23 protein-coding genes and 3 pseudogenes are annotated in these 24,559 nt (G+C 70.5%); 13 read left to right on the top strand and 13 right to left on the bottom strand.

Annotated features, from left to right (window positions below; all coding sequences use genetic code 11):
- Positions 1-82 precede the first annotated feature (82 nt).
- Positions 83-4,879: a hypothetical protein gene (locus AB0A63_RS32055; protein WP_360397797.1), complete on the top strand. Its 4,797-nt coding sequence runs from the start codon at positions 83-85 to the stop codon at positions 4,877-4,879.
- A gap of 25 nt (positions 4,880-4,904) precedes the next feature.
- Here AB0A63_RS32055 and AB0A63_RS32050 read toward each other — a convergent pair whose 3' ends face one another.
- Both AB0A63_RS32050 and AB0A63_RS32045 read right to left on the bottom strand, forming a co-directional pair.
- Positions 4,905-6,176 carry a hypothetical protein gene (locus AB0A63_RS32050; RefSeq protein ID WP_360397795.1) on the bottom strand — a complete coding sequence of 424 codons (1,272 nt, stop codon included), beginning with the start codon at positions 6,174-6,176 and terminating at the stop codon, positions 4,905-4,907.
- A gap of 46 nt (positions 6,177-6,222) precedes the next feature.
- Entirely contained in the window at positions 6,223-6,786 is a 564-nt protein-coding gene (locus AB0A63_RS32045) for a hypothetical protein (RefSeq protein ID WP_360397793.1), read from the bottom strand.
- Between the two features lie 47 nt (positions 6,787-6,833).
- Here AB0A63_RS32045 and AB0A63_RS32040 point away from each other — a divergent pair, with 47 nt between their 5' ends.
- Positions 6,834-7,850: an amidase gene (locus AB0A63_RS32040; RefSeq protein WP_360397791.1), complete on the top strand. Its 1,017-nt coding sequence runs from the start codon at positions 6,834-6,836 to the stop codon at positions 7,848-7,850.
- Positions 7,851-7,861: 11 nt separating this feature from the next.
- A pseudogene (gene rnhA / locus AB0A63_RS32035) lies at positions 7,862-8,287 on the top strand (ribonuclease HI); the annotation flags it as partial.
- Positions 8,288-8,549: 262 nt separating this feature from the next.
- Here the strand turns inward: rnhA and AB0A63_RS32030 are convergent.
- Both AB0A63_RS32030 and AB0A63_RS32025 read right to left on the bottom strand, forming a co-directional pair.
- Positions 8,550-9,176 carry a class I SAM-dependent methyltransferase gene (locus AB0A63_RS32030; protein WP_360397789.1) on the bottom strand — a complete coding sequence of 209 codons (627 nt, stop codon included), beginning with the start codon at positions 9,174-9,176 and terminating at the stop codon, positions 8,550-8,552.
- Positions 9,173-10,309, bottom strand: coding sequence for a PLP-dependent aminotransferase family protein (locus AB0A63_RS32025; protein WP_360397787.1), 1,137 nt, complete (start codon positions 10,307-10,309; stop codon positions 9,173-9,175). The genes AB0A63_RS32030 and AB0A63_RS32025 overlap by 4 nt, the downstream gene beginning before the upstream one ends.
- Positions 10,310-10,382: 73 nt before the next feature.
- Here AB0A63_RS32025 and AB0A63_RS32020 point away from each other — a divergent pair, with 73 nt between their 5' ends.
- From AB0A63_RS32020 to AB0A63_RS32010, 3 genes are read left to right on the top strand one after another with little or no spacing between them, the layout of a single operon-like run.
- On the top strand, positions 10,383-10,838 hold the full coding sequence (locus tag AB0A63_RS32020) for a GyrI-like domain-containing protein (RefSeq protein WP_360397785.1): 456 nt from the start codon (positions 10,383-10,385) through the stop codon (positions 10,836-10,838).
- Positions 10,839-10,871: 33 nt separating this feature from the next.
- On the top strand, positions 10,872-11,183 hold the full coding sequence (locus tag AB0A63_RS32015; protein ID WP_360397783.1) for a metalloregulator ArsR/SmtB family transcription factor: 312 nt from the start codon (positions 10,872-10,874) through the stop codon (positions 11,181-11,183).
- A gap of 3 nt (positions 11,184-11,186) precedes the next feature.
- Complete coding sequence (locus AB0A63_RS32010) at positions 11,187-12,095, top strand: SRPBCC family protein (RefSeq protein ID WP_360397781.1); 909 nt, start codon at positions 11,187-11,189, stop codon at positions 12,093-12,095.
- Positions 12,096-12,354: 259 nt separating this feature from the next.
- Here the strand turns inward: AB0A63_RS32010 and AB0A63_RS32005 are convergent, their stop codons facing one another.
- The 3 genes from AB0A63_RS32005 to AB0A63_RS31995 all read right to left on the bottom strand — a co-directional run bounded on the left by AB0A63_RS32005 (position 12,355) and on the right by AB0A63_RS31995 (position 14,929).
- Positions 12,355-13,209, bottom strand: a complete 855-nt coding sequence (locus AB0A63_RS32005) for a hypothetical protein (RefSeq protein WP_360397779.1) — start codon at positions 13,207-13,209, stop codon at positions 12,355-12,357.
- A 419-nt stretch (positions 13,210-13,628) separates the two neighbouring features.
- Positions 13,629-13,838 carry a hypothetical protein gene (locus tag AB0A63_RS32000; RefSeq protein WP_360397777.1) on the bottom strand — a complete coding sequence of 70 codons (210 nt, stop codon included), beginning with the start codon at positions 13,836-13,838 and terminating at the stop codon, positions 13,629-13,631.
- A 29-nt stretch (positions 13,839-13,867) separates the two neighbouring features.
- The gene (locus AB0A63_RS31995; RefSeq protein WP_360397775.1) at positions 13,868-14,929 is read right to left on the bottom strand and encodes a DNA polymerase IV; all 1,062 of its coding nucleotides are present in this window, start codon (positions 14,927-14,929) and stop codon (positions 13,868-13,870) included.
- On the opposite strand from AB0A63_RS31995, the gene AB0A63_RS31990 reads away from it, so the two are divergent.
- Complete coding sequence (locus tag AB0A63_RS31990) at positions 14,928-15,386, top strand: NUDIX domain-containing protein (RefSeq protein ID WP_360397773.1); 459 nt, start codon at positions 14,928-14,930, stop codon at positions 15,384-15,386. The genes AB0A63_RS31995 and AB0A63_RS31990 overlap by 2 nt on opposite strands.
- On the opposite strand, the pseudogene AB0A63_RS31985 reads toward AB0A63_RS31990, so the two are convergent.
- From AB0A63_RS31985 to AB0A63_RS31970, 4 genes and pseudogenes are all read right to left on the bottom strand, one after another.
- Positions 15,373-16,053 (bottom strand): annotated as a pseudogene (locus tag AB0A63_RS31985) (endonuclease); the annotation flags it as partial. The gene AB0A63_RS31990 and the pseudogene AB0A63_RS31985 overlap by 14 nt on opposite strands.
- A gap of 75 nt (positions 16,054-16,128) precedes the next feature.
- A pseudogene (locus tag AB0A63_RS31980) lies at positions 16,129-16,521 on the bottom strand (DUF6359 domain-containing protein); the annotation flags it as partial.
- A gap of 71 nt (positions 16,522-16,592) precedes the next feature.
- Entirely contained in the window at positions 16,593-17,543 is a 951-nt protein-coding gene (locus tag AB0A63_RS31975) for an NADP-dependent oxidoreductase (protein ID WP_360397771.1), read from the bottom strand.
- Between the two features lie 42 nt (positions 17,544-17,585).
- The gene (locus tag AB0A63_RS31970) at positions 17,586-18,083 is read right to left on the bottom strand and encodes a DinB family protein (protein ID WP_360397769.1); all 498 of its coding nucleotides are present in this window, start codon (positions 18,081-18,083) and stop codon (positions 17,586-17,588) included.
- An 89-nt stretch (positions 18,084-18,172) separates the two neighbouring features.
- On the opposite strand from AB0A63_RS31970, the gene AB0A63_RS31965 reads away from it, so the two are divergent.
- Genes AB0A63_RS31965 through AB0A63_RS31955 form a run of 3 tightly spaced genes read left to right on the top strand, consistent with a single transcriptional unit; the run spans position 18,173 to position 20,569 of the window.
- The gene (locus AB0A63_RS31965) at positions 18,173-18,838 is read left to right on the top strand and encodes a hypothetical protein (protein ID WP_360397767.1); all 666 of its coding nucleotides are present in this window, start codon (positions 18,173-18,175) and stop codon (positions 18,836-18,838) included.
- On the top strand, positions 18,826-19,422 hold the full coding sequence (locus AB0A63_RS31960; RefSeq protein ID WP_360397765.1) for a TetR/AcrR family transcriptional regulator: 597 nt from the start codon (positions 18,826-18,828) through the stop codon (positions 19,420-19,422). The genes AB0A63_RS31965 and AB0A63_RS31960 overlap by 13 nt, the downstream gene beginning before the upstream one ends.
- A 4-nt stretch (positions 19,423-19,426) precedes the next feature.
- Positions 19,427-20,569, top strand: coding sequence for a cysteine desulfurase-like protein (locus AB0A63_RS31955; protein ID WP_360397763.1), 1,143 nt, complete (start codon positions 19,427-19,429; stop codon positions 20,567-20,569).
- A gap of 1 nt (position 20,570) precedes the next feature.
- On the opposite strand, the gene AB0A63_RS31950 is transcribed toward AB0A63_RS31955, so the two are convergent.
- Positions 20,571-22,172: a hypothetical protein gene (locus tag AB0A63_RS31950; protein ID WP_360397761.1), complete on the bottom strand. Its 1,602-nt coding sequence runs from the start codon at positions 22,170-22,172 to the stop codon at positions 20,571-20,573.
- A gap of 98 nt (positions 22,173-22,270) precedes the next feature.
- Between AB0A63_RS31950 and AB0A63_RS31945 the strand changes: the two genes are divergently transcribed.
- Complete coding sequence (locus AB0A63_RS31945) at positions 22,271-22,459, top strand: hypothetical protein (RefSeq protein WP_360397759.1); 189 nt, start codon at positions 22,271-22,273, stop codon at positions 22,457-22,459.
- Entirely contained in the window at positions 22,446-23,372 is a 927-nt protein-coding gene (locus AB0A63_RS31940; RefSeq protein WP_360397757.1) for a YihY/virulence factor BrkB family protein, read from the top strand. Before AB0A63_RS31945 ends, AB0A63_RS31940 begins: the two co-directional genes overlap by 14 nt.
- Here AB0A63_RS31940 and AB0A63_RS31935 read toward each other — a convergent pair.
- Positions 23,343-23,723: a hypothetical protein gene (locus tag AB0A63_RS31935; protein ID WP_360397755.1), complete on the bottom strand. Its 381-nt coding sequence runs from the start codon at positions 23,721-23,723 to the stop codon at positions 23,343-23,345. The genes AB0A63_RS31940 and AB0A63_RS31935 overlap by 30 nt on opposite strands.
- Positions 23,724-23,785: 62 nt before the next feature.
- On the opposite strand from AB0A63_RS31935, the gene AB0A63_RS31930 reads away from it, so the two are divergent.
- On the top strand, positions 23,786-24,502 hold the full coding sequence (locus tag AB0A63_RS31930; RefSeq protein WP_360397753.1) for a GNAT family N-acetyltransferase: 717 nt from the start codon (positions 23,786-23,788) through the stop codon (positions 24,500-24,502).
- Positions 24,503-24,559 lie beyond the last annotated feature (57 nt).

Raw genomic sequence — 24,559 nt, 5'->3', positions numbered from 1 at the left:
ACGTTCTTGGCACCACCTGTCCGTCCGCCCAGCGGTGTTCCGCAGCGGGAACGCCAGTTCGAGTGAAACGGAGGTCTTGATCTTGCAATCGCCCGACGCACTGACGGCCGTCCTGGTCGAAGCCGACCTCCTGGCTCGCGAGGACTCGACGATCGACGAGCTCTCACGGGTGCTCAGGGACCTAGCAGCGAACGCCGAGCACGTGGACGGTCTGCCCGCCGCAACCGCACGCCGCTTTGCTCCTGCGGTCGAACTGCTGGTGGAGCGGCTGCTGAACAGCGACGAGCAGGCAGGCGCGCTGGAGCTGATCGAGGAAGGCCTGCTCGACGAGGTCAGCGCACTGCAAGCTCAGCTGGCGCAGGCGAGAACTCCGGCGCCCGGTACCCCGCTCCCCGCCGGCACACCGATGTCCGTGACGTACCACGACGATGAGGTCCCGGTCGTCATCGTCGTTCCCGCGGAAGCAGTGCCGAACTCGCGGACACAGGCGCTGGAGGTCGTCCGGGTGGCCATGAGCGAGTTCGGACCTCGTGAGCTGGCACGCATCCCCGAACTCGTCACGCGTGCGCCGCGGTGGCTGCACGACTCCTCCACGGTGCTGGCCGAATGCGTCTCGTTGCTGACCGCGACGACGGGAATCCCGCTACCGACCGGCATCGTCGCGGTCGGCAGGTGGTCCGGTTCCGAGTTCGCGCCGTTGTCCAAGGACGAGATCTCGAAGCACCACGATGCGGTCAAGGCCGACGGCCGTTTCAACGCCCTGCTCGTGCCCACGACGACAGGTTGGCTGTTGCGAACAGCCGACCATGAACGCACGACCGACGACAATCAGCGCGGACTGGCCGGGCTCGCTGCGTTCCTCTTCGAGAACGCCTGGGCGAACTGGAGGCGCGAGCGCTTCGCCGCAGTGCTGGCGGACTGCAAGTGGCGCAAGGCGGACGTCACCCCGAAGAACGATCCGTTGCCGGAGATCCGGACCCAGCAGAGCCAGATCGTCAAGCAGATGTTGTGGAGGGACGAGGTCCCGGTCGTCCTCTTCGGCGGCGGGACCAAGTGCGGCAAGCGGGTGACGGTGACCCAGGTGACCACGCAGATGACCGCCCTGAACTGGCAGTGCGTGACGCTGAACACCGACTCCGACCAGGAGCTCACCACGCGCGACGAGCTCATCCGGGTGGGCAGGGCGGCGTTCGCCTGCGAACCGGAACGCAAGTACCAGCGGCGGTTGCTGGTGCTGATGGGGATGCGCCCGGTGAGCAACTCCGGCGACATCGCTGACATCCTCCGCGACGTCGCGCAGAAGCTCGAGGTGTCCATCTTCGCCCTGCCCCAGTTCGAGTCGGGGCCCGGCGCCGAGTGGACCACTGGCGGTTGTCCCGTGGTGCACGCGATCAGCGGGCCGGAGCAGAGCCTGGACTTCGCCGAGTCACTGCGCAAGAGCCTGCCCGACCTGCTCGGCGAGCTCACCGACGATCAGCTCCGCGACATCACGCAGCGCAACGACGCGAACCTGCGGGATCTGTGCGACGAGCTCCTGCGCGTCGCACGGGGGGAAGACGAGGACGTCGAGGACAACTCCGGCGTCTTCGCACGACTCACCGGTGACCAACGCGAAACGCTGGCCATCGCGGCTACGAGGGTGATCCTGAAGCGTCCCACCCCTCAGGCCGAGCTGACCGACTTCCTCGATGTCGACGAGTTGCCCCAGCTCGGTTTCTCCCCCACCGCTGTGCCGGGCTACCTCACCCTGAACAACGTGTCAGCGGGCGAGCGGATCCTGCTCGCCTGCGATCAGCTCGCCGGCGCGGCAGACCCCGCACGCCCGCGAGCCGAAGCGGGTGAGGCGGCGATCGCCAGGTACTCCGCGGCGGAGCTCTGCCGTGCCGCCAAGTCGGACGACAAGCCGACGAGGAACACCATCCCGACCGCGATCTTCAGCCTGCGCATGCACGGCCCGGTGCTGGCGCGGCGTGTCATCGAGGAGTTCGCCGAGAGCGACGAGTTCAAGCTGTGGCTGACCACGGCCGGGTCGGACGAGATCGCCGCGCTCCTGCGGTCCTCCGGTGGCCTGTTCGGCAAGAGGGTCGACGAGCTGTGCGAGCTGCTCGCGAGCCGGATCAGCGGACTCCAGATCGACCTCCGCCAGTCGACGCTCATGATGGTCGCGGGGGTCGTCTCCCGCTACCGCACGTCCATCGACGGCGACCTCTTCGGGCACTGCCTGAGCTGGGTGCGCAACGCCGCGGAACACGCGCTGCGGATCGGCTACGCCAGCAAACACGACACCTACGGGCTGTTGAACCTCCTCCTCAGGTTCAACGACCCGAAGATCGACGAGATCGTGATCGAGGGTGCGCGCGACCTGCTGACCGGTCTCGACCACACCTCCCTCATGGAGTGCCTGCTGGTGTACCGCGTCGACCAACTGGCCACGCGGGCCATCAACCGGTCGGAACACCCGGACCGCCACGAGGCGATCGCGGAACACCCCGAGGTCCGCAGACTGCTGGGCATCCCCCCTTCGGACGCGAGCTTCACGTTGACGTTGCTCAGGCTCGCGTTGTGGGTGCACTTCGACAAGCCCGACGAGGACTGGACCGAGAGGTTGCACGCTGCGAAGCCCGCCTTGCTGCGGGCGCTCGCCGGGGAGTCCGCGCGCGACGTGCACCTCGTGCTCTCGCAGATCGGCGAGATCAGGGTCGTCTTCGCCAACAGGGTCCTCAACGAGCTCACCTCGTTCAGCGACGAGATCAGCAAGATCATCCGCTCCTCGACGCCCCCTGCCGACACAGCGATGCTGCTGAACACGACTCGCCGGTTGCACCTCAACAGGGCGATCCAGGTCCTCTACCCGAGAGGCGGCTACGAGCCGGACGTCGAGCTCGCGGAGGACCTGGCGGAGATCGCCAGGAAGCAGCGGGACGGCAAGGGAACCGGCATGTTGCTCGCGGCACTGACGGCCATCGACGAGAACGTCCTCCGCGAGCACGCCGGCTTCGGCACGCTGGTCGCGGAGGACCTCGGCTTCGACTGGGTGGTCGAACGGATCCGCCTCGACACGCGGTCGTCGACGAGGTACCACCTCCTGAAGGAGATCTGGGGCACCGAGGCGTCCTACCGCAAGCAGCTCGTGGAGATCGCGCTGAACGTCATCGTCCACGCGGTGAACCGAGGAGTCAGCCACTGGGGTCCGCAGCTCGCCCTCAGGCTGGGAGAGCACGCGGACCTCGGTTGGGACTTCTTGCGCAGCCTCCAGGGCCGGCTGTGGGACGAGGGCGTGTTCAACGGCATGATCGGGATGCAGAACGCACAGGCCCAGATGCACTACCACCGGCTGGGGCGCGCGCTTTTCCCGCACCTGATCGGCAGGTTCATCGAGGCGTTCAACGAGATGCCGTCGCAGTACATGCAGGGCATCTCGACGTCGGAAGCAACGGTGGCCTGCGCGGCCGCAGCCGAGACCCTGATCGCCGGTGGTGTCACAGACGCGGGCAAGGACGTGCTCAACGTGGTGCTCGGCGACGCGGAGGACATCGAGAAGCGCCTCAGGAACATCTACAACGCCGCGGAGCTCGCTACCGCGATGCACAACCTGGCCCACCTGGACCGCACCGTCGCACGAACCGTCGTGACGGCTCTGGCGCAGCCAGAGGCGGTGGAGACCGACGACGAGGACACCGCCAGCGCGCAACCAGCGCAGCTCACCTTGCTCGCGCGGAGAGCACGACAGGCCATGTACGACAGCCCGCTGGCCGGGCTGGACTTCCTGAACGCCGCCGAACGCGCCGCCGAAGGCACCGGCGCGCAGTTGCTGAACGACACCCGCGGGCGGCACGTGTGGCGAACGTTCTTCCGTGAGGCCCTGCACCTGCAAGACCCCATCGAGCAGTACCGCGCCACCCGTTACCTGACCCAGCTCGGCTGGTTGCCCACCGCCTCGAACAAGGAGTCCGCCACCGGCCTGTACCGGAAGTGGCTGGAGAGCCAGAGCCTTCAGGGGATCACGTGTGTGAAGCGCCTGACGGGTCTGCTGCGGATGTTCCTGACGTGGAGCGAAGCCGTGCCCGGCCAGCGCGACTGGCCGTGGAAGATCGCGATGAAGATCAACTTCGAGGCCGTTCAGCGACGCCTGGAACGGTGTCGCCCCGCCGACCTCGCCGCCCTGCCGCTGTTCGCGGAGTCACTCGTGCTCACCAGGAAGCGCGACGAAGCGAAGAAGCTGGTCGACCTCGTGGTCGGGCTCGGCAGGGACACCGTCGCCGACCGGCTGTCGTTGTGGGACCTCTACCGGCTGCACGACTGCGCGACCCGGCTGCAGGTACCCGGCGCGGCGTGGGTGACCGACCAGCTGGCTGCGCAGGTCTCCGCCGGAATCGAGAAGTCCATCATCTACAACGAGCGCGAACACTGGTATGAGATCGGCTGGGCCGTTCACCGGCTCCGGGTCAGCAACGCGCCCGTTCCCGAGATCACCCGCACCGAGCTGAACCCGAACATGGCTCACCCCTTCCTCATGGGCTGGGCGCTCAGCGCACTGCCGTCGTCGAAGTGGCTTGATCGCGAGCTCGACCGGGTTCGCAGCCTCGTCCACGGTGTCGCTCCGGTGACGGACCAGGACCGCTTCTGCGCGATCGTGACGGGCGCCCGCCTGGGCGATGTGGCCGCGTTCGTGGACGTCACCGACGCGGATGTGAAGAACTCGGTCGCACGAACGAGTTTCCACCGGCTCCGGGCTCTTCAGGAGATCGCACAGGGATCACCCGAGGTCGCCCAGCTGCTGGACGACGTCGAACCCGAGATCCGGATCCGCGCACGGAAACCGCTGGCCTTGTGCGAGATTTCGGCGCAAGACGTGGTGATGAACTTCAAGAGGACCTGACACGGCGCCGGCGTCGCCGCTCTCGTCAAGACTGCCCACCCGGGTTGGCACGCACGAGTGTGGCGGTCTTCGCCCTCCGGTCCACGATCGCCACAACCACCAGCGCGGCCGCCGCCACGCTCAGCACCAACCCCCACACCGGCAAGTACTCGGCTTCCGGCAACTGCCCCCACACCCGCCCGTAGTCGAGCACCGGCTGCACAACCTGCCGCAACCCGTCGGCGAACCCCACCAGCACCAGCCCGAACGCGACCGGCAACACCCGCAGGTGCAGCAACGTAGGCGCGGCGGTCGCCGCCGACGACGTCACCGCCGCCATGGCCAGCCCGATGACCAGCGCCCCCAGCCCGCCCTGCGTCACGTCGGCGTACTCGCCGGTGAGCTCGACCACCGTCACCATGAGCACGGCGAGCACCGCGCACGCCAGCGCCGCCACCACCGTCGGCTGTCGCAGCTGCGCCGCGAGCAACCCGACCCCGACACCGACCAGTGCGGCGGGCGCGTAGTTGGCCACGCTGCCGGCGGACATGTAGATGGCGAGCGTGATCGGCGCGGCGACCGCGAACAGCACGAGCCCCGCCGTCGCGATCCTGAGCAGCGCGCCCCGTCCCAGCGCGATCGCGATCGCGGTGGCACCGGCCAGCAGGAGCACCCCTGCCACCACCGGTGCGGAGGGCTGTCCGACGAGGTGGCCGAGCACCGCCACCACCACCGGCAGCAGCGCGGCGAAGGTGCCCACCACCTTGGTGCGCCGGTCGAGTGACTCGACCGGCACCTTGCCCGTTCGTGCCGCGAACACCGCCAGCACCGCTCCGGCCACCGCGAGCCCGGCCAGCGTGATCTCCAGGGCCGCCGGCCGCAGCGGGCTCGACAGCCACGACAGCCCGAGGAACACCGTTCCCAGCAGCTGCACCACGACGACCAGCGCCGCCAGCGCGGCGTCCCGTGCCGCCGACAGCGCGCCGAGGACGACCAGCACCGCCCCCGCAGTCCCCAGCGACCCGACGATGCTCGCGATGCCCGGCCGGGAGCTCGTGAGGTGCACGTGCGACTCGGTCGTCGCGACGAGGACGCCGAGGGTGCCCGCCACCAGCAGCCACGGCCACCGCCGCGAGAACCACACCCCGGCGACCGCCGCCACGAGCGGCATCCCGAGTGTCGCGACGGCGTACTTGCTCAGCTCGAACGTCTCGCCGCGGGTGGAGACGAGGTCGGCGTCGCTCACGGTGAACAGGGCGAGGAGCGCCAGCGCGACCGGCCCCCAGAGCCAGCCGAGCTCACGACGGGTGTTCTGCACAGCGCGGAACGTAACCCAGCACGCAGGACGCCGGGGTGGAATCGGATCAGTTGACCACGTCGAGCAGCTCCAGGTACCCGCCGCTGACCCGCCACAACGCGTCCGCGTGCGGTGTCAGCTTGCCCGGTGCCCACCGGTGGTCGGTGTAGGTCTGCTGGGCCCGCCGCAACGCCGCGAGGCTGACCTCCAGCTCCTCCTCGACCCGCTTGCGCAGCTCGTCTGGTGACGGCGCGGCCTGGCGCACCAGCTCACCCGTGCCGTCGCTCACGGCGACGAGCGTCTCCTCGGCGATCCCGCCGGCCGCGCTCCACACCAGCGCGGGTCGCTCGATCCGGTGGTTCCACACCGGCGCGCCCGCCGACCGCCAGTGCGCCGCGAACGGGTTGCGCGACAGCCGCGTCGAGTTCGCCCAGTGCTCCGCCCCGACCGGTTCGCTGCGCCACGGCACCTCGTCGACCGGCAGGTCCACCACGAGCGCGACGTCGATCATGTCCACGTCCCGCGGCACGTCCAGCAGGTCGCCGAAGACCCACAGCTCGACCACCTGGAACCGGAAGAACGAGGTCGGCAGCTCGGCGCACTTCTCCGCGAGCTCTCCGAGGTGGTGCACAGCACGAGTCCACTTCACCCGCACGATCCTCCCCCATGATGTGCGCGGTGCCCGAACTGACCGCCACCGAGATCGCCCGCGCCGTGAACACCGGCGCCACCACCGCCGTGGACCAGGTCGCCGCCGCACTGGGCCGCCTCGCCCGCGTGGAACCGCACCTCCGCGCGTTCACCGAGGTCTTCGACTGCCTGGACCACGCCGCCGAGGTGGACCGCCGCGTGCGCTCCGCGTCCCTGCCCCTCGCCGGTGTCCCGATCGCCGTCAAACGCGGTGAGCGGCGCGCGCACCGGGAACGGTTGACGGCCCTGGGCTGCGTCCCGATCGGGCTGACCACCACTCCCGACGGCACCACGCCGTGGCAGACCTGGGGCCGCAACGCGCACGGCGTGACCCGCAACCCGTGGCACCCCGACCGCACTCCCGGCGGTTCCTCGGCGGGTTCCGCCGTCGCCGTGGCGTCCGGTGTCGTGCCGCTGGCCACCGGCGTGGACGGCGCGGGCTCGATCCGCATCCCCGCCGCGTGGTGCGGTGTCTTCGGCCTGAAGACGACCTCCTCCGAACGCTCGGCCGTCGGCGTGTTCGCCCGCCACCCCGACGACCTGGCGCTCTACCTCGGCTGCGCCGGTTCCGACTCGGTGACCGCGGCCTGGTCCCCCGACCTGGGCTTCGCCACCGTCGACGCCGAGCAGATCGCGGTGGCGCACGCGGCCGCGCTCGCCCTGCGGCCTGCTCCGGCCGACCTCGTCCTGGCGGACCCCGCCGCCGACTGGTTCGCCGGGCGCTGTGGCGCGAACCCCGCCCTGGACGCGTTCTTCGAGCACACGGACCTGCTGCTCACGCCGTGCACGCCCGGTCCGCCGCACGGCCACGACGGGCCGGGTGAGCGCGTGAACACCAGCCTGACCTGGGCGTTCAACCTGAGCGGGCATCCGGCGCTGAGCATTCCGGCCGGGTTCTGCGAGGGGTTGCCGGTGGGTCTGCAGGCCGTTGCCCGACACGGCCGCGAGGCCGACCTGATCACCGCCGCCAACCACCACCGCAGCGCTGTCAGACCTCGTCGGTAGCCTCATCGGGCATGGAGGTCGAGATCTACACCGACGGTGCGTGCAGCCCCAACCCGGGACCGGGCGGCTGGGGTGCGGTGCTGCGCTACGGCACGCACGAGAAGGACATCTACGGCGGTGACATCGGCCCGACGACGAACAACCGCATGGAGCTCATGGCCCCGATCATGGCGTTGGAGGGCCTGACCCGGCGCTCAACCGTGCGGCTCTACACGGACAGCACCTACGTGCGCAACGGGATCACGTCCTGGGTGCACGGCTGGAAGGCGAACGGCTGGCTCACGAAGTCCCGCGAGCCGGTCAAGAACTCCGACCTGTGGCGCCGCCTCGAAGCAGCGGCGAACCAGCACGACGTCGAGTGGCACTGGGTCAAGGGCCACGCCGGCCACCCCGAGAACGAGCGCGCCGACCGCCTGGCCGTGCGCGGCGTCGAGGAGGTGACGGGCCGCGAGATCACGCAGCCCGCGGCGAAGCCGAAGAAGGCGGCCAAACCCCGGCAACCGCAGAAGCCGAGCGAGAACCCGTGCGGCGCGCCCACCAAGAAGGGCACGTCGTGCCCGATCACCGCGGGGGCGAGCGGGTTGTGCCACGTCCACGACCCGGCGTTGCAGTGCGGCGCCCTCACCAAGCGCGGCGTGCCCTGCGCGATCGCGACCGGCGGTGGCCGCTGCGAGCACCACCAGGACGCGCTCGAACTGTTCAGCTGAGCAGGTCGTAGCAGGAGTGCACGGCGGGCTGGCCCGTGTAGTTCGGGCCGGCCCGGTCGTCCGCGCCCAGGTAGCGGAACGGCAACGCCGGCCGCCCCTCACCGGCGAAGCTGATCAGGCGTTTCCGCGTGTCGTAACCGAATCCGGCCGCGCGCAACGCCTTGGTGAGCACACGGCCGTACGGGCTGCCGTCGGCGCGACGCACGCTGGCGACGTCGAAGTTCGCCACGAACCGGCCACCGGGCGCCAGCCACGACACGGCGCGGGTCAGCACGGCGAGCTTGTCGCCCACGTAGTGCAACCCGTGCACGCACGTGACGAGGTCGACGGCCGCTGCGGGTTCCCACTCGTCGACCGGCGCCACCACGAACCGCAGCCCCGGGCGTTCCGGCACGTGGTGGTCGACCAGGTCCACGCCGGTGATCGCCACGTCGGCGCGTGCGGCCTCCGCGAGCGCTTTTCCGGAGCCGCAACAGAGGTCGACCCACCTCGTGCCGGACGGCAGCCGCAGGTCCAGGCCGAGCTCGCGGCGGTACCCGGCGAGGCCGCGCTCGCGGTTCATGGCGCAGTTCGCCACGACCGACGAGCGCCACAGCGCCTCGTCGTCGAGCAGGCTCACCGCAGCACCCCGGCGAGCCGTGACATTCCCTCCGCGATCTCCTCGGGAGTGTTGGTGGTGAAGGACATCCGGAACGTCGCGTGGTCCGGTGTCGTCGCGAAGAACGGCGCTCCCGGAACGAACGCCACGTCGTGCTCCAGCGCCTCCATCAACAGCACCGCGCTGTCGACCTCGCCCGGCAGCCGCAGCCACACGAACATGCCGCCGTCCGGGTCGCTCCACGTGGTGCCGTCCGGAACGGTCGCGGGCAACGCGTCGATCATCGTGTCGCGCCGCCGCCGGTACTCCGCGCACAACGTCTTGACGTGCGCGTCGAGGTCGTTGCGCGCCAGGTAGATCGCCGCGGCAGCCTGGTCCACAGTGGACGTGTGCAGGTCGGCTGCCTGCTTCACGACCACCAGCGTCCGCAGCAGGTCGCCTGGAGCGCGCAGCCAGCCGAGCCGCATGCCGGGCGCGCCGATCTTCGATAAGCTGCCCAGGTAGATCGTTCGATCGCTGATGGATGCGAGCGGGGCGACGGCGTCGCCGCGGTACCGCAGCTCGCCGTACGGGTCGTCCTCGACGACCCAGAGGTCGTGCGCGGCGGCGATCTCGGCGACCTCGGCGCGGCGAGCGGCGGACAGCGTGCAGCCGGTCGGGTTCGCGAACGTCGGGACCAGGTAGAGCAGCGAGGGACGGTGCGCGGCCACGACTTCACGCAACGAAGCCGGGTCCAGGCCCTCGGCGTCGCTCGCGACCGGGACGATGCGGGCTCCCGCCAGCTGGAAGCATTGCAACGCAGCCAAATACGTCGGTTCCTCCACCGCGACGACGGCGCCGGGCTCCAGCAGTGCCGTCGCGACCAGCGTGAGCGCCTGCTGCGAGCCGGTGGTGACGAGGACGTCCGATGTGGGCAGTCCGCGCGCCGTCAACCGTTCGGCGACGAGGCCGCGCAGCGTGGAATTTCCTTCTGTCGGGGCGTATTGCAGCACCGAGCGGTCCCGCAACGCCTCGTCGTAGGCGGCGCGCAGACCGTCCAGGTCGAACAGTTCCGGAGCAGGAAGCCCACCGGCGAAGGAGATCACCTCGGGGCGGGACGTCAGCGCGAGGAGGTCGCGCACCGGGGAGCTGGCGACGTCGAGGACGCGGTGCATGACCGCCACGGTAACCGCGCGGCCTCCAGCGGATCGCAGATTTTTTGTCAGGGGTCCTGGCTAGTTTGGACCCATGGACATCGAAACCCGGGAAGAGCAGCCATATGCGGCGATCAAGGACACGGTGACGCAGGAGACGTTCGGCAAGGTCGCCGACCGCTTCGCGGACGTCATGCAGTGGCTGGCCGACCGCGAGTTACCGATCCTCGGAGCCCCGTTCTTCCGGTACTCACGCGTGACGGGCACCGAGTTCGAGGTGGAGGCCGCCATCCCCACCATCGCCGAGGTGCCCGCGAACGGCGACGTGTTCTGCTCGACGCTGCCCGCCGGCCGGTACGCCGTGGAGGCGTACGAGGGCCACCCGGACGGCCTCGCGGAGGTGACCGGGCGGCTGCTCGCGCGGGACCTGCCGTTCGACCGCGACGGCGACCGCTGGGGTGCGCGCCTGGAGACGTGCTTCACCGACCCCGCTGTGCAACCCGACCCGACGAAGTGGACGACGGAGGTGGCCATCCGCTTGGCTGACTGACCACAAATATGCCTCATAGGCTATATTGCTGGCATGGCATCTACCTTCGCCGTGCTGGCGGATCCGAGTCGCCGGGAGATCCTCGACCTGCTGCGTGAACGCGAGCGGCCGGTCGGCGACCTCGTCGACCGGTTGACGCTGACCCAGCCGACCGTCTCGAAGCACCTGAAGGTGCTGCGGGAGGCCGGTCTGGTCGAGGTGCGCACCGACGCCCAACGCCGCTGGTACCGGGTCAACCCGCGCCCGCTGGCGGAGGTGGAGGCCTGGCTCGCGCCCTACCGCGCGATGTGGGAGGAGAGCCTGGACGCGCTGGAACGCCGGCTCGACGAGATCGAAGGGGCCTGACCCGTGGACGCCGAACTGCGGATGATCGAGGGCAAGCCCGTCCTGCGCTTCGAGCGCCGGCTGCGGCACTCGCCGGAGAAGGTCTGGCGGGTCGTCACCGAACCGGCCGAGATGAAGCACTGGTTCCCCGCCGAGGTCACCCTCGACGGCCGCGCGATGCGCTTCACGTTCCCGGACGCCGCCCCGGTCGACGCCGACGGCGGCGAGGGCGAACTGCTCGAGTCCGACCCGCCGAAGGTCTTCGCGTTCCGCTGGCACAACGACGTGCTGCGCTTCGAGCTCCTGCCCACCCCCGACGGCTGCCTGCTGGTCTTCACCGCGGTCATCACCTCGAAGCTGTCCGCGGGCCGCGACGCCCCCGGCTGGACCGCCTGCCTCGACGCCCTGGTCGCCCACGCAGACGGCACGGAGTTCAAGCCCCCGACCGAGCACCTCGCCCGCATCGAGCACCACATCGCCGAGTTCGGCCTCGACGAGGGCACCGACACCCCGGCCGGCATCGTCTTCGTCCGCGACCTCGTCTGGATCCCGCTGCACGACGTCTGGTCCGTCCTCACCGAGGGCACCACCGCCACGGTCCCGCCCCGCGCCGCGCACCCCGGCCTCACTCCCGGCCGCGTGACCCGCGCCGAGCCCCCGCACCTCCTGGAGTACGAGTGGCTCCACGACGGCACGCCGCAGGGCGTCGTCCGCTGGGAGTTCACCCATGAACACCTGCAAGGCACCACGGTCACCCTCACCCAAGAGAACGCCCACGGTCCCGAAGCACTCGCCGCCTGGCACGTGCACATGGAACTCTTCTTCGCCGCCACCCAGGGCGACATCCGCTGCCCTTGGCCCACCGACCGCGAACAGGAGCTGACCCACCGCTACGCCGCCCACCAGCCCGCCGCCGACCACCCGGTCGAGTGAAGCTTGTCCTGATTCCCTCAGAGCGTCGTCTGTCAGATGTCCGAAACCCACACCCTCCACCGCCCCGCAGACAAGGAACGCGGGAGGGGCGGCAGCGACAGCCTCACTTGCGATACCCACGGGCCTGCGACGGTCACCGGCCTGCTCGATGCTCGAACTCGCCGGACGCCCACCAGGCCAACCGGTCGATGCCGAGCGACGCGCGGGTGGCGGGCCGCCCGATGGAACCCCCGCAGGATCCGGACGGGCCGACGACGGCTCAGTCCGCCGAGCCGTGGAGCATCGCGAGCCGGTCCACGCCCACGCCGCTGATCAGCAGCCGTTCCTTGCGGTTGCCGAGCAGGCGCTGGGTCCAGTCGACGAAGCCGCCGTCGCCGATCTCCTCGCCGTGCAGGTAGACCTTGAAGCACAGGCCCTGGTAGTAGCCGGGGGTGCGTGACGGGTCCGCGGGCAGGTCGCCGCGCAGTGCCTCGAAGCGCGGGTCCAGCACGCTCACCCGCACCTCGACGTCGCCGCACGCCTGCCGCAGGAACGCGACGTGCTCGGCGAAGGCGTCGCGTTCGAAGGCGAGGGAGCCGCGGTCGCGGCCGGCCGTCACCGCGCCGAACAGCGTGAAGTGCGCGAAGCGTCCGGCGCCTTCGAACTGTTGGGCGCGCACGACGCGTTGCACGGCCGCCAGCCGAACGACGTCCCCGTGGGGTGCGGAGAGCTCGGCGCGGCGCACCGCCGCTTCCAGGGCGAGCGCGTTGGTCGGGTCGGCGGCCACTTCGGTGCCGCGCACCGTCGAGAGCACGTTGTTCTGGTCCACCGCCGCGACCGCCGAGCAGGTTCCGAGCGGTACGACCGGCGCGAGGCCGACCACCGAGAACGACGGCGGAAGCGCCGCGAGCAGCCGGTCCTCGCAGGCGCGAAGGGCAGCGAAAGGCACGGCGTAAGGCGCCACGAAGCGGTCTGTGCGGTAGCGGCGCAGGACGTCGGCTGGGGAGAGCGCGTCCGCGCGGCGGTGCATCAGAGCGAGGAGGGCGGTGGTGAGTTCGCTGCCGGGGAGGCGGGTCAGGGCGTCGAGCACCGCGGGGCCGCCGAGGGTGCGCAGGACGCGGGTGAGCGGGGTCATGGGATCAATGGTCCCCATCGGGGCCAATGGATTTGAGATGGCCCATATGGATTTGAGGTGGTCCATGAGGTCGTGGCGTGGACAGCCTGGAGATGCGGCGCGCGGCTGGAGCGGATCGCGATCTGGTCGTCACGGCAGCGGGGACGCGACTGACCTGGCGGCTGAACGGCCGGGGTCACCACGCCGTTCGAGACGGCGGTCGCGGTGCGTGGGCCGCGCACGCGGCGAAACGCTCGCTTGTCGCCCGCGCAGGAGGAAATCACGATCCACATTCCAGCGGAACACCAGACGGGCGCGTCATCGAAACCGAGGGCGAGAAAGCAACAGCGGAGAAGATCCGGAAAGCGGCCGAACAGTTCCGCACCCCAGAAAGGCACTATCGGTTCGACAACCACTGCCTGACGCAGAAGCCGGATGGGTCAGGCAGCGAGTGCGGCCTGGCCGGCCGTGGTCAGTGCGGCGGGGCCGGGGGTGGCGCTGATCAGGCCCGCGGTGGTCAAGCGGGTGCCGATGAACTGGTCGGTGCAGCCGAGGCCGTCGACGAGGAGTGCGGTGCCGGAGAGCTGGCAGCGGCCAGCGGCGACGGCGCGCAGAACGGCGCGGTCGCGGTGGGTCAGTGTGGCGATCATCTTCTTCTCCTTGCGGGTAAATCTTCTACTTACTCATACGTCGAAGAAGAAGGCGTTGGTTCGACCTCATCGGCAGAGAATTCTGCGCGAACGCCCAGGAGGCGTACCGGGCGGTTGTGGTCGAAGCGGGCGAGGACGGTCAGGGCGGCGTCGGCCAAGGCGTGAGCGGAGGACGTCGGCGCGGGCAGTTTCATCGAGCGGACGTTGGTGAAGAACGGTGCGAAGCGCACCTTCACGCCGATGCGCACGGCTGGGCGGCCTTCGGCGACCACGTCCGTGGCCACCTCGTGGGCCAGCGCCACGACCTCGCGACGGATGTCGTCCAACGACGTCAGGTCCTGTTGGAACGTCTTCTCGTGCGAGCGGGACTTCACCACCCACGGCGTTGCGCTGACCACGGTGTCGCCGGCGCCGAGTGCGATCGTGCGGAAGTACGGGCCCATGCGCGGGCCGAAGCGGGCGGCCAGTACGCCGGGGTCGGCGGTCGCGAGGTCGGTGACGGTCGTCAGGCCCAGTTCGGCGAGTTTGCGGGCGGTTTTCGCGCCGATGCCCCACAGCGCGGACGTGGGGCGGTGGCCCATGACCTCGGCCCAGTTCGCCTGGACGAGCTGGAAGACGCCGGCCGGTTTGCCGAAGTCGGTCGCGAGCTTGGCGCGCAGCTTGTTGTCGCCGATGCCGACCGAGCAGTGCAGGCCGGTCGCGGACAGCACCGCCGCCTGCAGGGACCGGGCCAGCTCGAAGGGGTCGGTGACCGAGGCGCCGACGAACGCCTCGTCCCAGCCCACCACCTCGATGACCACGGGGAATGAGCGCAGCACCGCCATGACGTCCGCGGACGCCGACTCGTACAGGGCGTGGTCGACGGGGAGGAACACGGCGTCGGGGAGCTTCTTGAACGCTGTCCGCAGCGGCATGCCGGAGTGCACGCCGAACGCGCGCGCTTCGTAGGACGCGGTGGCCACGACGGCGCGTTCGGCCGGGTCGCCGTTGCCGCCGACCACCACGGGTGTGCCGCGCAGCGACGGGTCGCGCAGGACCTCCACCGCCGCGATGAACTGGTCGAGGTCCACGTGCAAAACCCAGTCCGCCATGCTGGACAGTGTGAAACGGTCCGCCGGAATCCTCCTGTTCAGGAGAACGTCGCAGCTGGAAGTCCTGCTCGGGCACATGGGCGGCCCGTTCTGGGCGCGCAAGGACGCGGGCGCGTGGTCCGTGCCGAAGGGCGAGTACACCGAGGACGAGACGCCGGAGGCGGCGGCGCGGCGCGAGTTCACCGAGGAGCTCGGGCTGCCGGTGCCGGAGGGGGAGCTGGTCCCGCTCGGGGAGGTCAAGGGGTCCGGCAAGGTGATCACGGTGTGGGCGCTGGAGGGTGACCTCGACCCCGCGCAGGTCACGCCGGGAACGTTCGAGCTGGAGTGGCCGCCCAGGTCGGGGCAGCGCAGGACGTTCCCCGAGGTGGACCGGGTCGAGTGGTTCGGCCTGGACGAGGCGAGCGCGAAGATCGTCTCCGCGCAGCGCCCCTTCCTCGAACGGCTCAGCTCCAGATAGCGGCGACCCACTCCGGGTGGTCGATGAACGGGTTGCGGTTGTGCTGGAAGCGGTCGTAGATCAGCTGGTTGCGGCGCTGCTCGAACGCGTCCGGCGGGTCCTGCCGGTGCCACTGCAGCAGGACCGACAGCTTGCCGTGGTAGGGCTGCGTGCCGTTGTTGACCGCGTCCCTCATCTCCAGGTCGGGGAAGCCGTCGGTGCCCTCGTAGCGCACGGCCATGTAGAACAGCATGCGCGCGACGTCGCCCTTCACGGCGTTGCGGGGCTCCCACGAGTCGGCGTCGCCGTAGTTGCCGGGTGCTTCGGAACGGGCGGTGCCGCCGTTGTCGAAGTCCTTGTTGCCGCGGTCGGCGTTGACGGACACGTCCTCCGGCCGCAGGTGGTGGACGTCCGTGCCGGGGCCGGTGGCGGTGCCGAAGTCGCCGTGCGACTTGGCCCAGACGTGCTCGCGGTTCCAGTCGTCGGCGTTGCCGCCGTTGGAGCTCTTGGACTGCGAGCGGCCGCTGTAGAGCAGGACGACGTTCGCGGGGTTGGCCGGGTCCTCGTCGGTGACCTTCAACGCGTCCCAGACCTGGTCATAGCTGAGCTTGGTCTGGTTGCGGATGATGCCGTTCAACGCCGACTTCAGCGCCGGGCCCGTCTTGCCCGCGGCCGCGGCGTAGTAGTCACCGCTTGGCGGCGGCGAAGTCGTCGTTGTCGTCGAGGTCGGCGGCGGTGTCGTGGTGCCGGCGAACGCGAACGCCGTGGACGAGGTCAGGCCGGCGTGCGAGAAGTACGCGCTCAACGAGCCCGTCACGTCGACGAGCCGGCCCATGAGCGACGGGGTCGTCTTCAGGCCCCACGCGGACCGGAACGACGACGGGACCTGCACGTAGACCATGCGCGACGTGCCGGTCTCGGCCGCCGTGTCGGCCAGTGCGAGCGCGTAGTCGCTGGGGAACCCGGAGCGGACGACGGTGGTGGTCGCGGTGGGCTGGCCGACGACGTATCCCCTGACCGTCGCGGACGACCCGTTCTGCTGGCTGATCGCCTGCGCGACGGTGAGCGGTGCTGCCGCGGTCGCGGCAGTCGCCCCGTACAGGCCGACCGCCGCCAACAAGCCGATGACTAACGCAAGCGGACTCCACCGTGCCATTCGCACTCCCCGATCGTGTGGATGTTGTGCACACGATCAGGGCTGTGGGTCAACGGACGGTAAACGCAGTGTCACGGCACCAGGACGACCTTGCCGGTGGTGCGCTTCGACTCGACCAGTTCGTGCGCCTTCGCGGCCTCCGCGAGCGGTACGACGTGCTCGAGCCGGACCCGCAGCGGGGGCAGTGCCGCGAGGTCGGCACCCGACGCCGACACGCTCTCGAACAGCTCGAACCGCACTCCGAGCTCGGCCGCGCGCTCGGCGGAGAACCCCGGGTTGCCCGGGATGATCGACACCAGCACCCCGCCGGGCTTCAGCACGGAGGCGGACCGCTCGGCGTACGCGCCACCGATCGTGTCGAACACCACGTCGACCGGGTCGATCGCGGTGAAGTCCTCGTGCCGGTAGTCGATGACCTCGTCCACGCCGAGCGAACGCAGGAAGTCGTGCTTGGCCGCCGACGCCGTGCCGATCACGTGCGCGCCGCGCGCCTTGGCGAGCTGGACCGCCACGTGCCCGACGCCGCCCGCGGCCGCGTGGACCAGAATGGTCTGGCCAGCCGACAGACCGCCTCGTCCGATCAGGGCCTGCCACGCCGTCAGCGCCACCATCGGCACCGCGCCCGCCTGTTCGACGGTCAGCCACGACGGCCGCGGCGCCAGGTCGGCGGCGTCGGCCACGACGTGCTCGGCGTACCCGCCGCCGGCGCCGGGGAACGGCAGCAGCCCGAACACGTCGTCCCCGACCGCGAACCCCTCGGCGCCGTCCCCCAGCTCCACGACCGTCCCCGCGACGTCCCACCCGAGCGTGAACGGCGGCTCCCCGAGCGCGGGGAACCCGCCGGCGCGGACGTAGGTGTCGACCGGGTTGACGCCCGCCGCACCCACCTGGACCAGCACCTGACCCGGACCGGGCACCGGGCGCGGCACCTCCGCGACCTCCAGCACGGACGCGTCGCCGACGGTCTTCTGCGTGATGACTCGCATGTTCTCCCCTTCGATGCTCTCGACGGGGATCATCATGCAGTTAGCGCAAACTATTAGTAAGTAGGCACCTTGTGGTGACTACCGGCGGAGGTACAGGTCGCGCAGCAGCGCGATCTCTGCGGCGTGGTGGATGAACTCGCGGTTGATGTGCAGCACGAGCGCACCGAACGGCAGGTCCGGGAACGGCTCCGCCGGACCGCACGGCACCGTCAGGTCCGCCTTCGCCGCCCCCGCCTGCCACCGCGCGAAGGCCTCGTCGAGCTGCCGCAGCGCCTCGTCGGCGGTCGTCGCGTACGACCAGGTCAGGTAGTCGGCCGGCGGTCCGCCGAAGTGCGCCGCCGAACGGGCGTTGAGCACTCCGACGACGACGTGGGCCATCCGCCACGCGATCGTCGTGACCGGCGCGGGTTCCGGCACGGGGTGCTCCCAGTCGATCGACCCGTCACGGTGCACCGTCCACGCGCCGGGCACGGGCTCCCAGAAGTACTCGTCGTCGATCAGCCCGTCGAGCCGTGCGCGCAGCTGGTGGCGCCAGTGCCAGTCGAGCTGGTCGGTCAGCTCCTTGTTCCAGTCCATGCCCGGACGCTAAGACCGCTTGCGGACAACCACCGCCCTGAAAGCACCACGACATTCATAAACCGAGCGCTCGATATAGTATTGGGCGCATGACGACGGTGCAGGAGACCGCGGCGGTCCGGTACGGCATGTGGGTGCTGTGCCCGGCCATCGGTGCCGCCGCGGTCTGGGGGCTGAAGCTGGCGGCGAACTGGGTGGCCGACCTGAGCTGGTTCCCCTTCCAAGGGGTGTTCAGGCTGGTCACGGAGCTTCCCGAGCCGTGGGTGACGATCGGTGCGCCCGTGGTCGGCGCGGGGCTCGGGTTCGTGTTCGCGCTGATCTGGGCCGCGGACATGCTGTCCGTGGACGTCGGGCACGACCGGGTCGCGCTCCACAGGGACGACAGGAGCTTCGAGTTCACCCGCGCCGAGGTCGAGTCCGCGTTCAGCGAGGGCAGGCAGCTGGTGCTGCTGGGAACGAACGGCGCCGAGCTGGCCCGGGAGAGCACGGACATCTCCGCGAGCAGGCTGGAACAGGCGTTCACCGGCCAGGGCTACCGGTGGCGCGACGCCGACCCGTTCGCCGACGACTTCCGGCTGTGGGTGGAGGACACGCCCGGCCTGCCGCCGGACGTGAACGCGCTGCTGGCCGCACGCAAGAAGGCGATCACGCGGTACGAGCACGGCGAGGCCGCCGAGCTGGCGCGGGAGGTCCGCAAACGCGGCGTCTGCGTCAAGGACAAGAAGAAGAGGCAGTACTACCGGTGCGCACCGTAGACCCGGCGAAGCACGCGCGGAAGAAACGGCACATCACCGACACCGCGGCCGGCCTGTTCGCCGAGAAGGGCTTCGAACGCACGACCGTCGCGGACATCTGCCGGCGGGCGGGCATCAGCACGGGCAGCCTGTTCCACTACTTCCCCACCAAGCGCGCGATCTTCGAGGAGATCTTCGAGCAGGACGGCCAGGACAACGCCGAGGTGTTCGCACAGGCGCGCGCGCTCACGCCGTGGGAGGGCGTGCAGCTGGTCGTCGAGCACCTCGCCGCACCGGCCATGGACCGCGTGGTGGCCGGTCTGGTGCTGGAGGTCGTGGCGCAGGCGAGCCGCGACCCGGAGCTGTCCGCGCTGATCAGCCGCAACGAGGTGGTGGTGCGCGACGAGCTCGCCGCGCTGCTGCAGCGGGCCCACGACGAGGGCCAGGTGGTGCTGCCGGTGAGCGCGCGGACCGCCGCGAGCTGGGCGCAGGGCCTGGTCGACGTCCTCTACACGCGGCTCGTCGACCCGGACTTCGACCCGGCCGAACAGGTGACGACCCTCCGGTTGATCCTTTCCCGTTTCCTGGGTGCTGCCGCACCATGAGGGCATGGCTTACGACGTCGCCCGAGTCCGCTCCCACTTCCCGGCCCTGCGGGAGGGCGCCGCGCACTTCGACGGCCCCGGCGGGTCGCAGGTGCCGGACGTCGTCGCCGACGCCGTCCGCGACACGCTGCTCAGCGCCGTGTCGAACCGGGGTTCGGTCACGGCGGCCGAGCGCAGGGCCGAGGAGGTCGTGCGGACGGCGCGCCGCACGATGGCCGAGTTCCTCAACGCCGGCAGCATCGTGTTCGGCCGCAGCATGACCCAGCTGACCTACGACCTGGCCCGCACGCTCGCGAAGAACTGGCGGCCGGGCGACGAGATCGTCGTGACCAGGATGGACCACGACGCGAACATCCGGCCGTGGGTGCAGGCGGCCGAGGCGGCACGGGCCACGGTGCGGTGGGCGCCGTTCGACCGGGCCACCGGTGAGCTGCCGGTGGAGGCGGTGACGAACCTGCTGTCGGACCGCACGCGGGTCGTGGCGGTCACGGCGGCGTCGAACCTGCTCGGCACCCGGCCCGACATCCAGGCCATCGCGAACGCCGCGCACGAGATGGCCGCGTTCGTCTTCGTCGACGGCGTGCACTACACCCCGCACGTGCCGGTGGACGTCGAGGAGCTCGACGCCGACTTCTTCGTGTGCTCGCCCTACAAGTTCCTCGGCCCGCACCTGGGGGTGCTCGCGGCGGCACCGGAGCTGCTGGAGACGCTGCGGCCGGACAAGCTGCTGCCCTCGACGAACACCGTGCCGGAACGGTTCGAGCTCGGCACGCTCCCCTACGAACTGCTGGCCGGCACGACCGCCGCCGTGGAGTTCATGCGCACCCTCGACGGTTTGGAGGAGCACGAGCTGAAGCTGCGCGACCAGTTGGAGAACGGGCTGCTGGAGCTCGGTGCCCGCGTCTACAGCAAGGCGGCGAACCGCACGCCGACGGTGCTGTTCTCGGTCGACGGCCTGGAGCCCGCCGAGGTGTACCGCAGGCTCGGCGCCGAGGGCGTCAACGCGCCGGCCGGCCATTTCTACGCGCTGGAGTGCTCGCGGTGGCTCGGCCTCGGCGACAAGGGCGCTGTGCGCGCGGGCATCGGCCCGTACAACGACGAGTCCGATGTGGACCGTCTACTCAAGGCCGTCGCACGACTGCGTTGAGTCAGACGAAGAAGAACAACCCGATGTAGCCGAGGCCGACGAACAGCGACGCGTTCAGCTTGCGCGTCACGTTCTCGTGCCGGTGGAAGGCGATCAACGCGCGCGACCGCGCCCCCATCACCTTCTCGCCCGCCTCGGGGTCGGGCAGCTGCGGTGTCGTGATCACGTCGCCGGTCGGGCCGAACGCGAGCATCAGCTGCGGGCCTGACCGGCGCACGCCGTGCAGCTGCTGCCACGGCACGCGGTAGCTCCAGATCCCGGTGTAGAGCACGACCGCGCCGGCGTCCAGGCGCAGCAGCGGCTGGAACCGGGTCACCGCCGACACCGCGCACTGCATGCCCAGCAGTCCGAGCACGACCCAGTCCGGGTAGTGGTGCACCGCGACCAGTGCCCCCACGGCGGCCAGCGCCAGCACCACGCCCTCGACCAGTCTGCGGTCACCCGGCCAGATGGCGTGCGGCAGCTCGACCTGCGCGGTCCCGGTGACCGGTTCGCCGGGCAGGTGTGCACTGTGGACGATGTGCCGCGGCCGCACGCGGGTCAGCGTGGTGGTCGCCAGGACCTCGCCCTCGACCACGACCGCGACCTGCCCGCCGTGGTGCCACTCGCCCGCGATCACGACCTCCGCCGGCTCGTGCTGCGCCGGCGGCGGCTCCTCGCCCCGCCACACCGCGCCGAACTCCTCGGTGTCGTGGTACAGCGGCTCGTCCAGCCCGAGGTCGGTCATCACCGCGACGGTGGCGACGTCTTCCCTGTTGTACCGCAACAGAATCCGGCGCACGGTCAGCGGGTGCGCCTGCACCCGCACCGCCGTGACCGGGCCGGTCCACAGCGAGCGGCGGCGCCGTTCCCGCGCTGCGAGCATGATTGCGAAGAACACCGCGGCACCGCCGAGCGTGAGCCACCAGGTGACGTCCTCCGGCTCGGCGACCATCCGCACCCACGGGCCGTCCGCGAGCACCGGCACCTTGTCGCCCACCTGGTAGCTGTCGGCGGCGAGCGGTTCGAACGCCGTCCGCTGCCCCTCCGGCAGCTCCACCCACACCTGGTAGGCGTCCTTGACCTCGACCACCTCGGCGTCGACCCGGCTGGCCTGCGCCACGTGCCCGGCGACCTCGTCGGAGCTCAGGTCGTACTGCACGAACGTGAGGAAACCGAACAGCACCAGCAGAACGGCGACGATGCGCAGCACCCCGCGCGGTGGCGGCATGTCCGGCAGGGTCACCACCACCGGGCCCGCCGCCTGGCGCTGGTCCGCACGTGACCGGACCGTCAACGCCGCGACGACCGCGCAGGCCGCCGCGTGCAGCCCGAACGCGATGTTCGCCGTCGGGTCGTTGTCGAGCGCGAGCTCCATGACACCGAACAGCACGCCCATCGCGCACCCGGTGAGCACGCGGCCGAACAGCAACAGCAGCGGTGCCGCCAGCAACGGCACCACGGCGAGCGCGAACAGCGGGTCGGGCAGGCAGGGCCGCGCCGTCGTGCACGGAGCCTCCCCCGCCGCACCGGAGACGACGAACGCGAGCACCCAGCCGCCGACCAGCCCTGCCTTGGTCACCCACCACGGAACCGCTGCCGCGTGCCAGCGCTGGACATCCATGTGCGGATCATGGCACGACCATTGCTCCGAACGGTGTGGTTCACCACCGGTCGAGTGGGTATCCGCAGCTCACATCGACCCATGAGGTGGAGGATCACATGCTGGCAATAGCCGCCGCAGTGGCGTTCGGCCTCGCCCTGCTGTTCGATCTCGCGAAGATCTCGCTCGGCAGCGTCGTCACGCTGAACACGCTGGTGACGCTCGGCCTGTTGCTGGTCGCGCTGCACCTCGCCGGTGTCGGCACGGGTACGCGATCGTTGAGCTGGCGGCGCCGTGCCCGCAGGTAAAGCCCCGAAGAGCCCCGCCAAGCTGCCCAAGGGCGCTTGGTGGGGCGTTCTCAAGCGCACGGTCAAAGAGTTCAACGACGACAACCTGACCGACTGGGCGGCAGCGCTCACCTACTACGCGGTGCTGTCGCTGTTCCCCGGTCTGATCGTCCTCACGTCGGTGCTCGCGCTGCTCGGTGAGACGACGACGCAGGAGCTGCTGAAGTACGTCGACGAGGTGGCGCCCGGCGAGGCCGGCGACCTGATCAAGTCGTCGATCCAGGAGCTGCAGAACAGCCAGAACGCCGCCAGCGTGCTCGGCATCGTCGCCCTGCTGACGGCGCTGTGGACGGCGTCGGGGTACCTCGGTGCGTTCATGCGGGCCTGCAACGCCATGTACGACGTGCAGGAGGGCCGGCCGTTCTGGAAGCTCGTGCCGTTGCGGCTCGGGCTCACCCTCGGCTCGGTCGTACTGATCTCGCTCACCCTCGGCGCGCTGGTGCTGACCGGCGGGGTCGCGGACACCGTCGGCGACTGGCTGGGTCTGGGCGACGCGGTCGTCACCGTGTGGGACGTCGTGAAGTGGCCGGTGATCCTGCTGCTGGTGAGCCTCGCGTTCGCGGTGCTCTACTGGGCGGCGCCGAACGTGCGGCAGCCGGGCTTCCGCTGGGTCACGCCGGGCAGCCTGCTCGCGATCGTGCTGTGGGCGCTCGCGACCGTCGGTTTCGCGATCTACGTGGCGAACTTCGCGTCCTACAACAAGACCTACGGCTCGCTCGGTGGCGTGATCGTCTTCCTGGTGTGGCTGTGGATCTCGAACATCGCGGTGCTGCTGGGCGCCGAGTTCGACGCGGAGCTGGAACGCGGCCGCCGCATCGAGCAGGGCGAGGACCCGGAGAAGGCCTCACCCGAGCCGCGAGATCTCCCGGGGTAGCTCGGCCTTCGTCGCACGCCACTCGCCGTCCGGGCCGGCCTCGATGCGCTCGGTGCCGTCGTTGGGCACCACCACCCACAGCTGGTCCGCCGATGACAGCCACACCACGCCGATGCCGTCGGCCCGGTGGCTGGTGGCGTACTCGTAGGACTTGCGGAACACGTCACCGCCGTTGCGGTCGGTCACCCGCACCTCGCTCGCGCTCTCGGCGTGCGCGACGAACTTGCCGCTGGGCGAGGTCTTCGGCGCGCCGGGGCTCGCGAACCGGTCCTGCCGGTCGTCACCGCACGCCGTCAGCACCAGCAGCAGAGCGAGGACCGCGGTGGCGAGACGGGAAAAGCGGTGCGTCATACCGCCAAAGGTAGCTAGCGTGATCAGCCGTGTGGGACGTTCTTGAACGATTTTACGACTCTGTGGCCCGACCGGGATCTCGCGTTGAGGAACACGGCGAGCTGACGCTGTTCCTCCAGGCGGGCGACGGCTACCCGTACTACGCGCGGCCGCGGTTCCCCGACGGGCGCCCGTCGGTGGCCGACGTGCTCGCGGTGCGGGAGCGCCAGCGGTCGCTGGGCGTGCCGGAAGCGCTGGAGTGGGTGCACGAGACGACACCGGACCTGCTGGCCGTGGCGCGGGAGGCGGGGATGGACGTGCTGCAGGCGCCGCTGCTGGTGCTCGACCCGGCCCGCCTGCCGGAGCCGCACCCGCACGTCCGCGTCCTGGGCACACGACCGGCCGAGGTCACCGCGGTGGCGGCGCTGGCGTTCTCCTCACCGGGCACCGCCGCAGGCGAGACCGGTGCGGCCGAACGGGACGCGGCGCTGGCGGAGGCGGGAACCACCTCGGCGGACACCCGGCACCGGCACGCCGTGGCCGACCTGCCGGGTGAGGGCGTGCTCGCGGTCGGCACCGCGCAACGGGCCGGTGACGTGGTGGAGGTCGTCGGGGTCGGCACGCTGCCCGCGGCACGGCGCCGCGGTCTCGGCGGTGCGGTCACGGCGGCGCTCGCACGCGACGCCCTGGACCGGGGTGCCGGCCTGGTGTTCCTGTCGGCGGCCAGCGAGGAGGTCGCCCGCGTGTACGAGCGGGTCGGGTTCCGCCGGATCGGGACCGCCTGCATCGCGTCGGCCTGAGCGGCCCCGCGGTCTCGAAAAGGTCCCGAACGCACCCTTCGTCCCGCATCCGGCGCC

Source organism: Lentzea sp. NPDC042327, assembly GCF_040647275.1.
Lineage (GTDB): Bacteria > Actinomycetota > Actinomycetes > Mycobacteriales > Pseudonocardiaceae > Lentzea.
The sequence above is the reverse complement of the archived record's forward strand: the minus strand, read 5'-3'. Positions and strand labels throughout refer to the sequence as shown.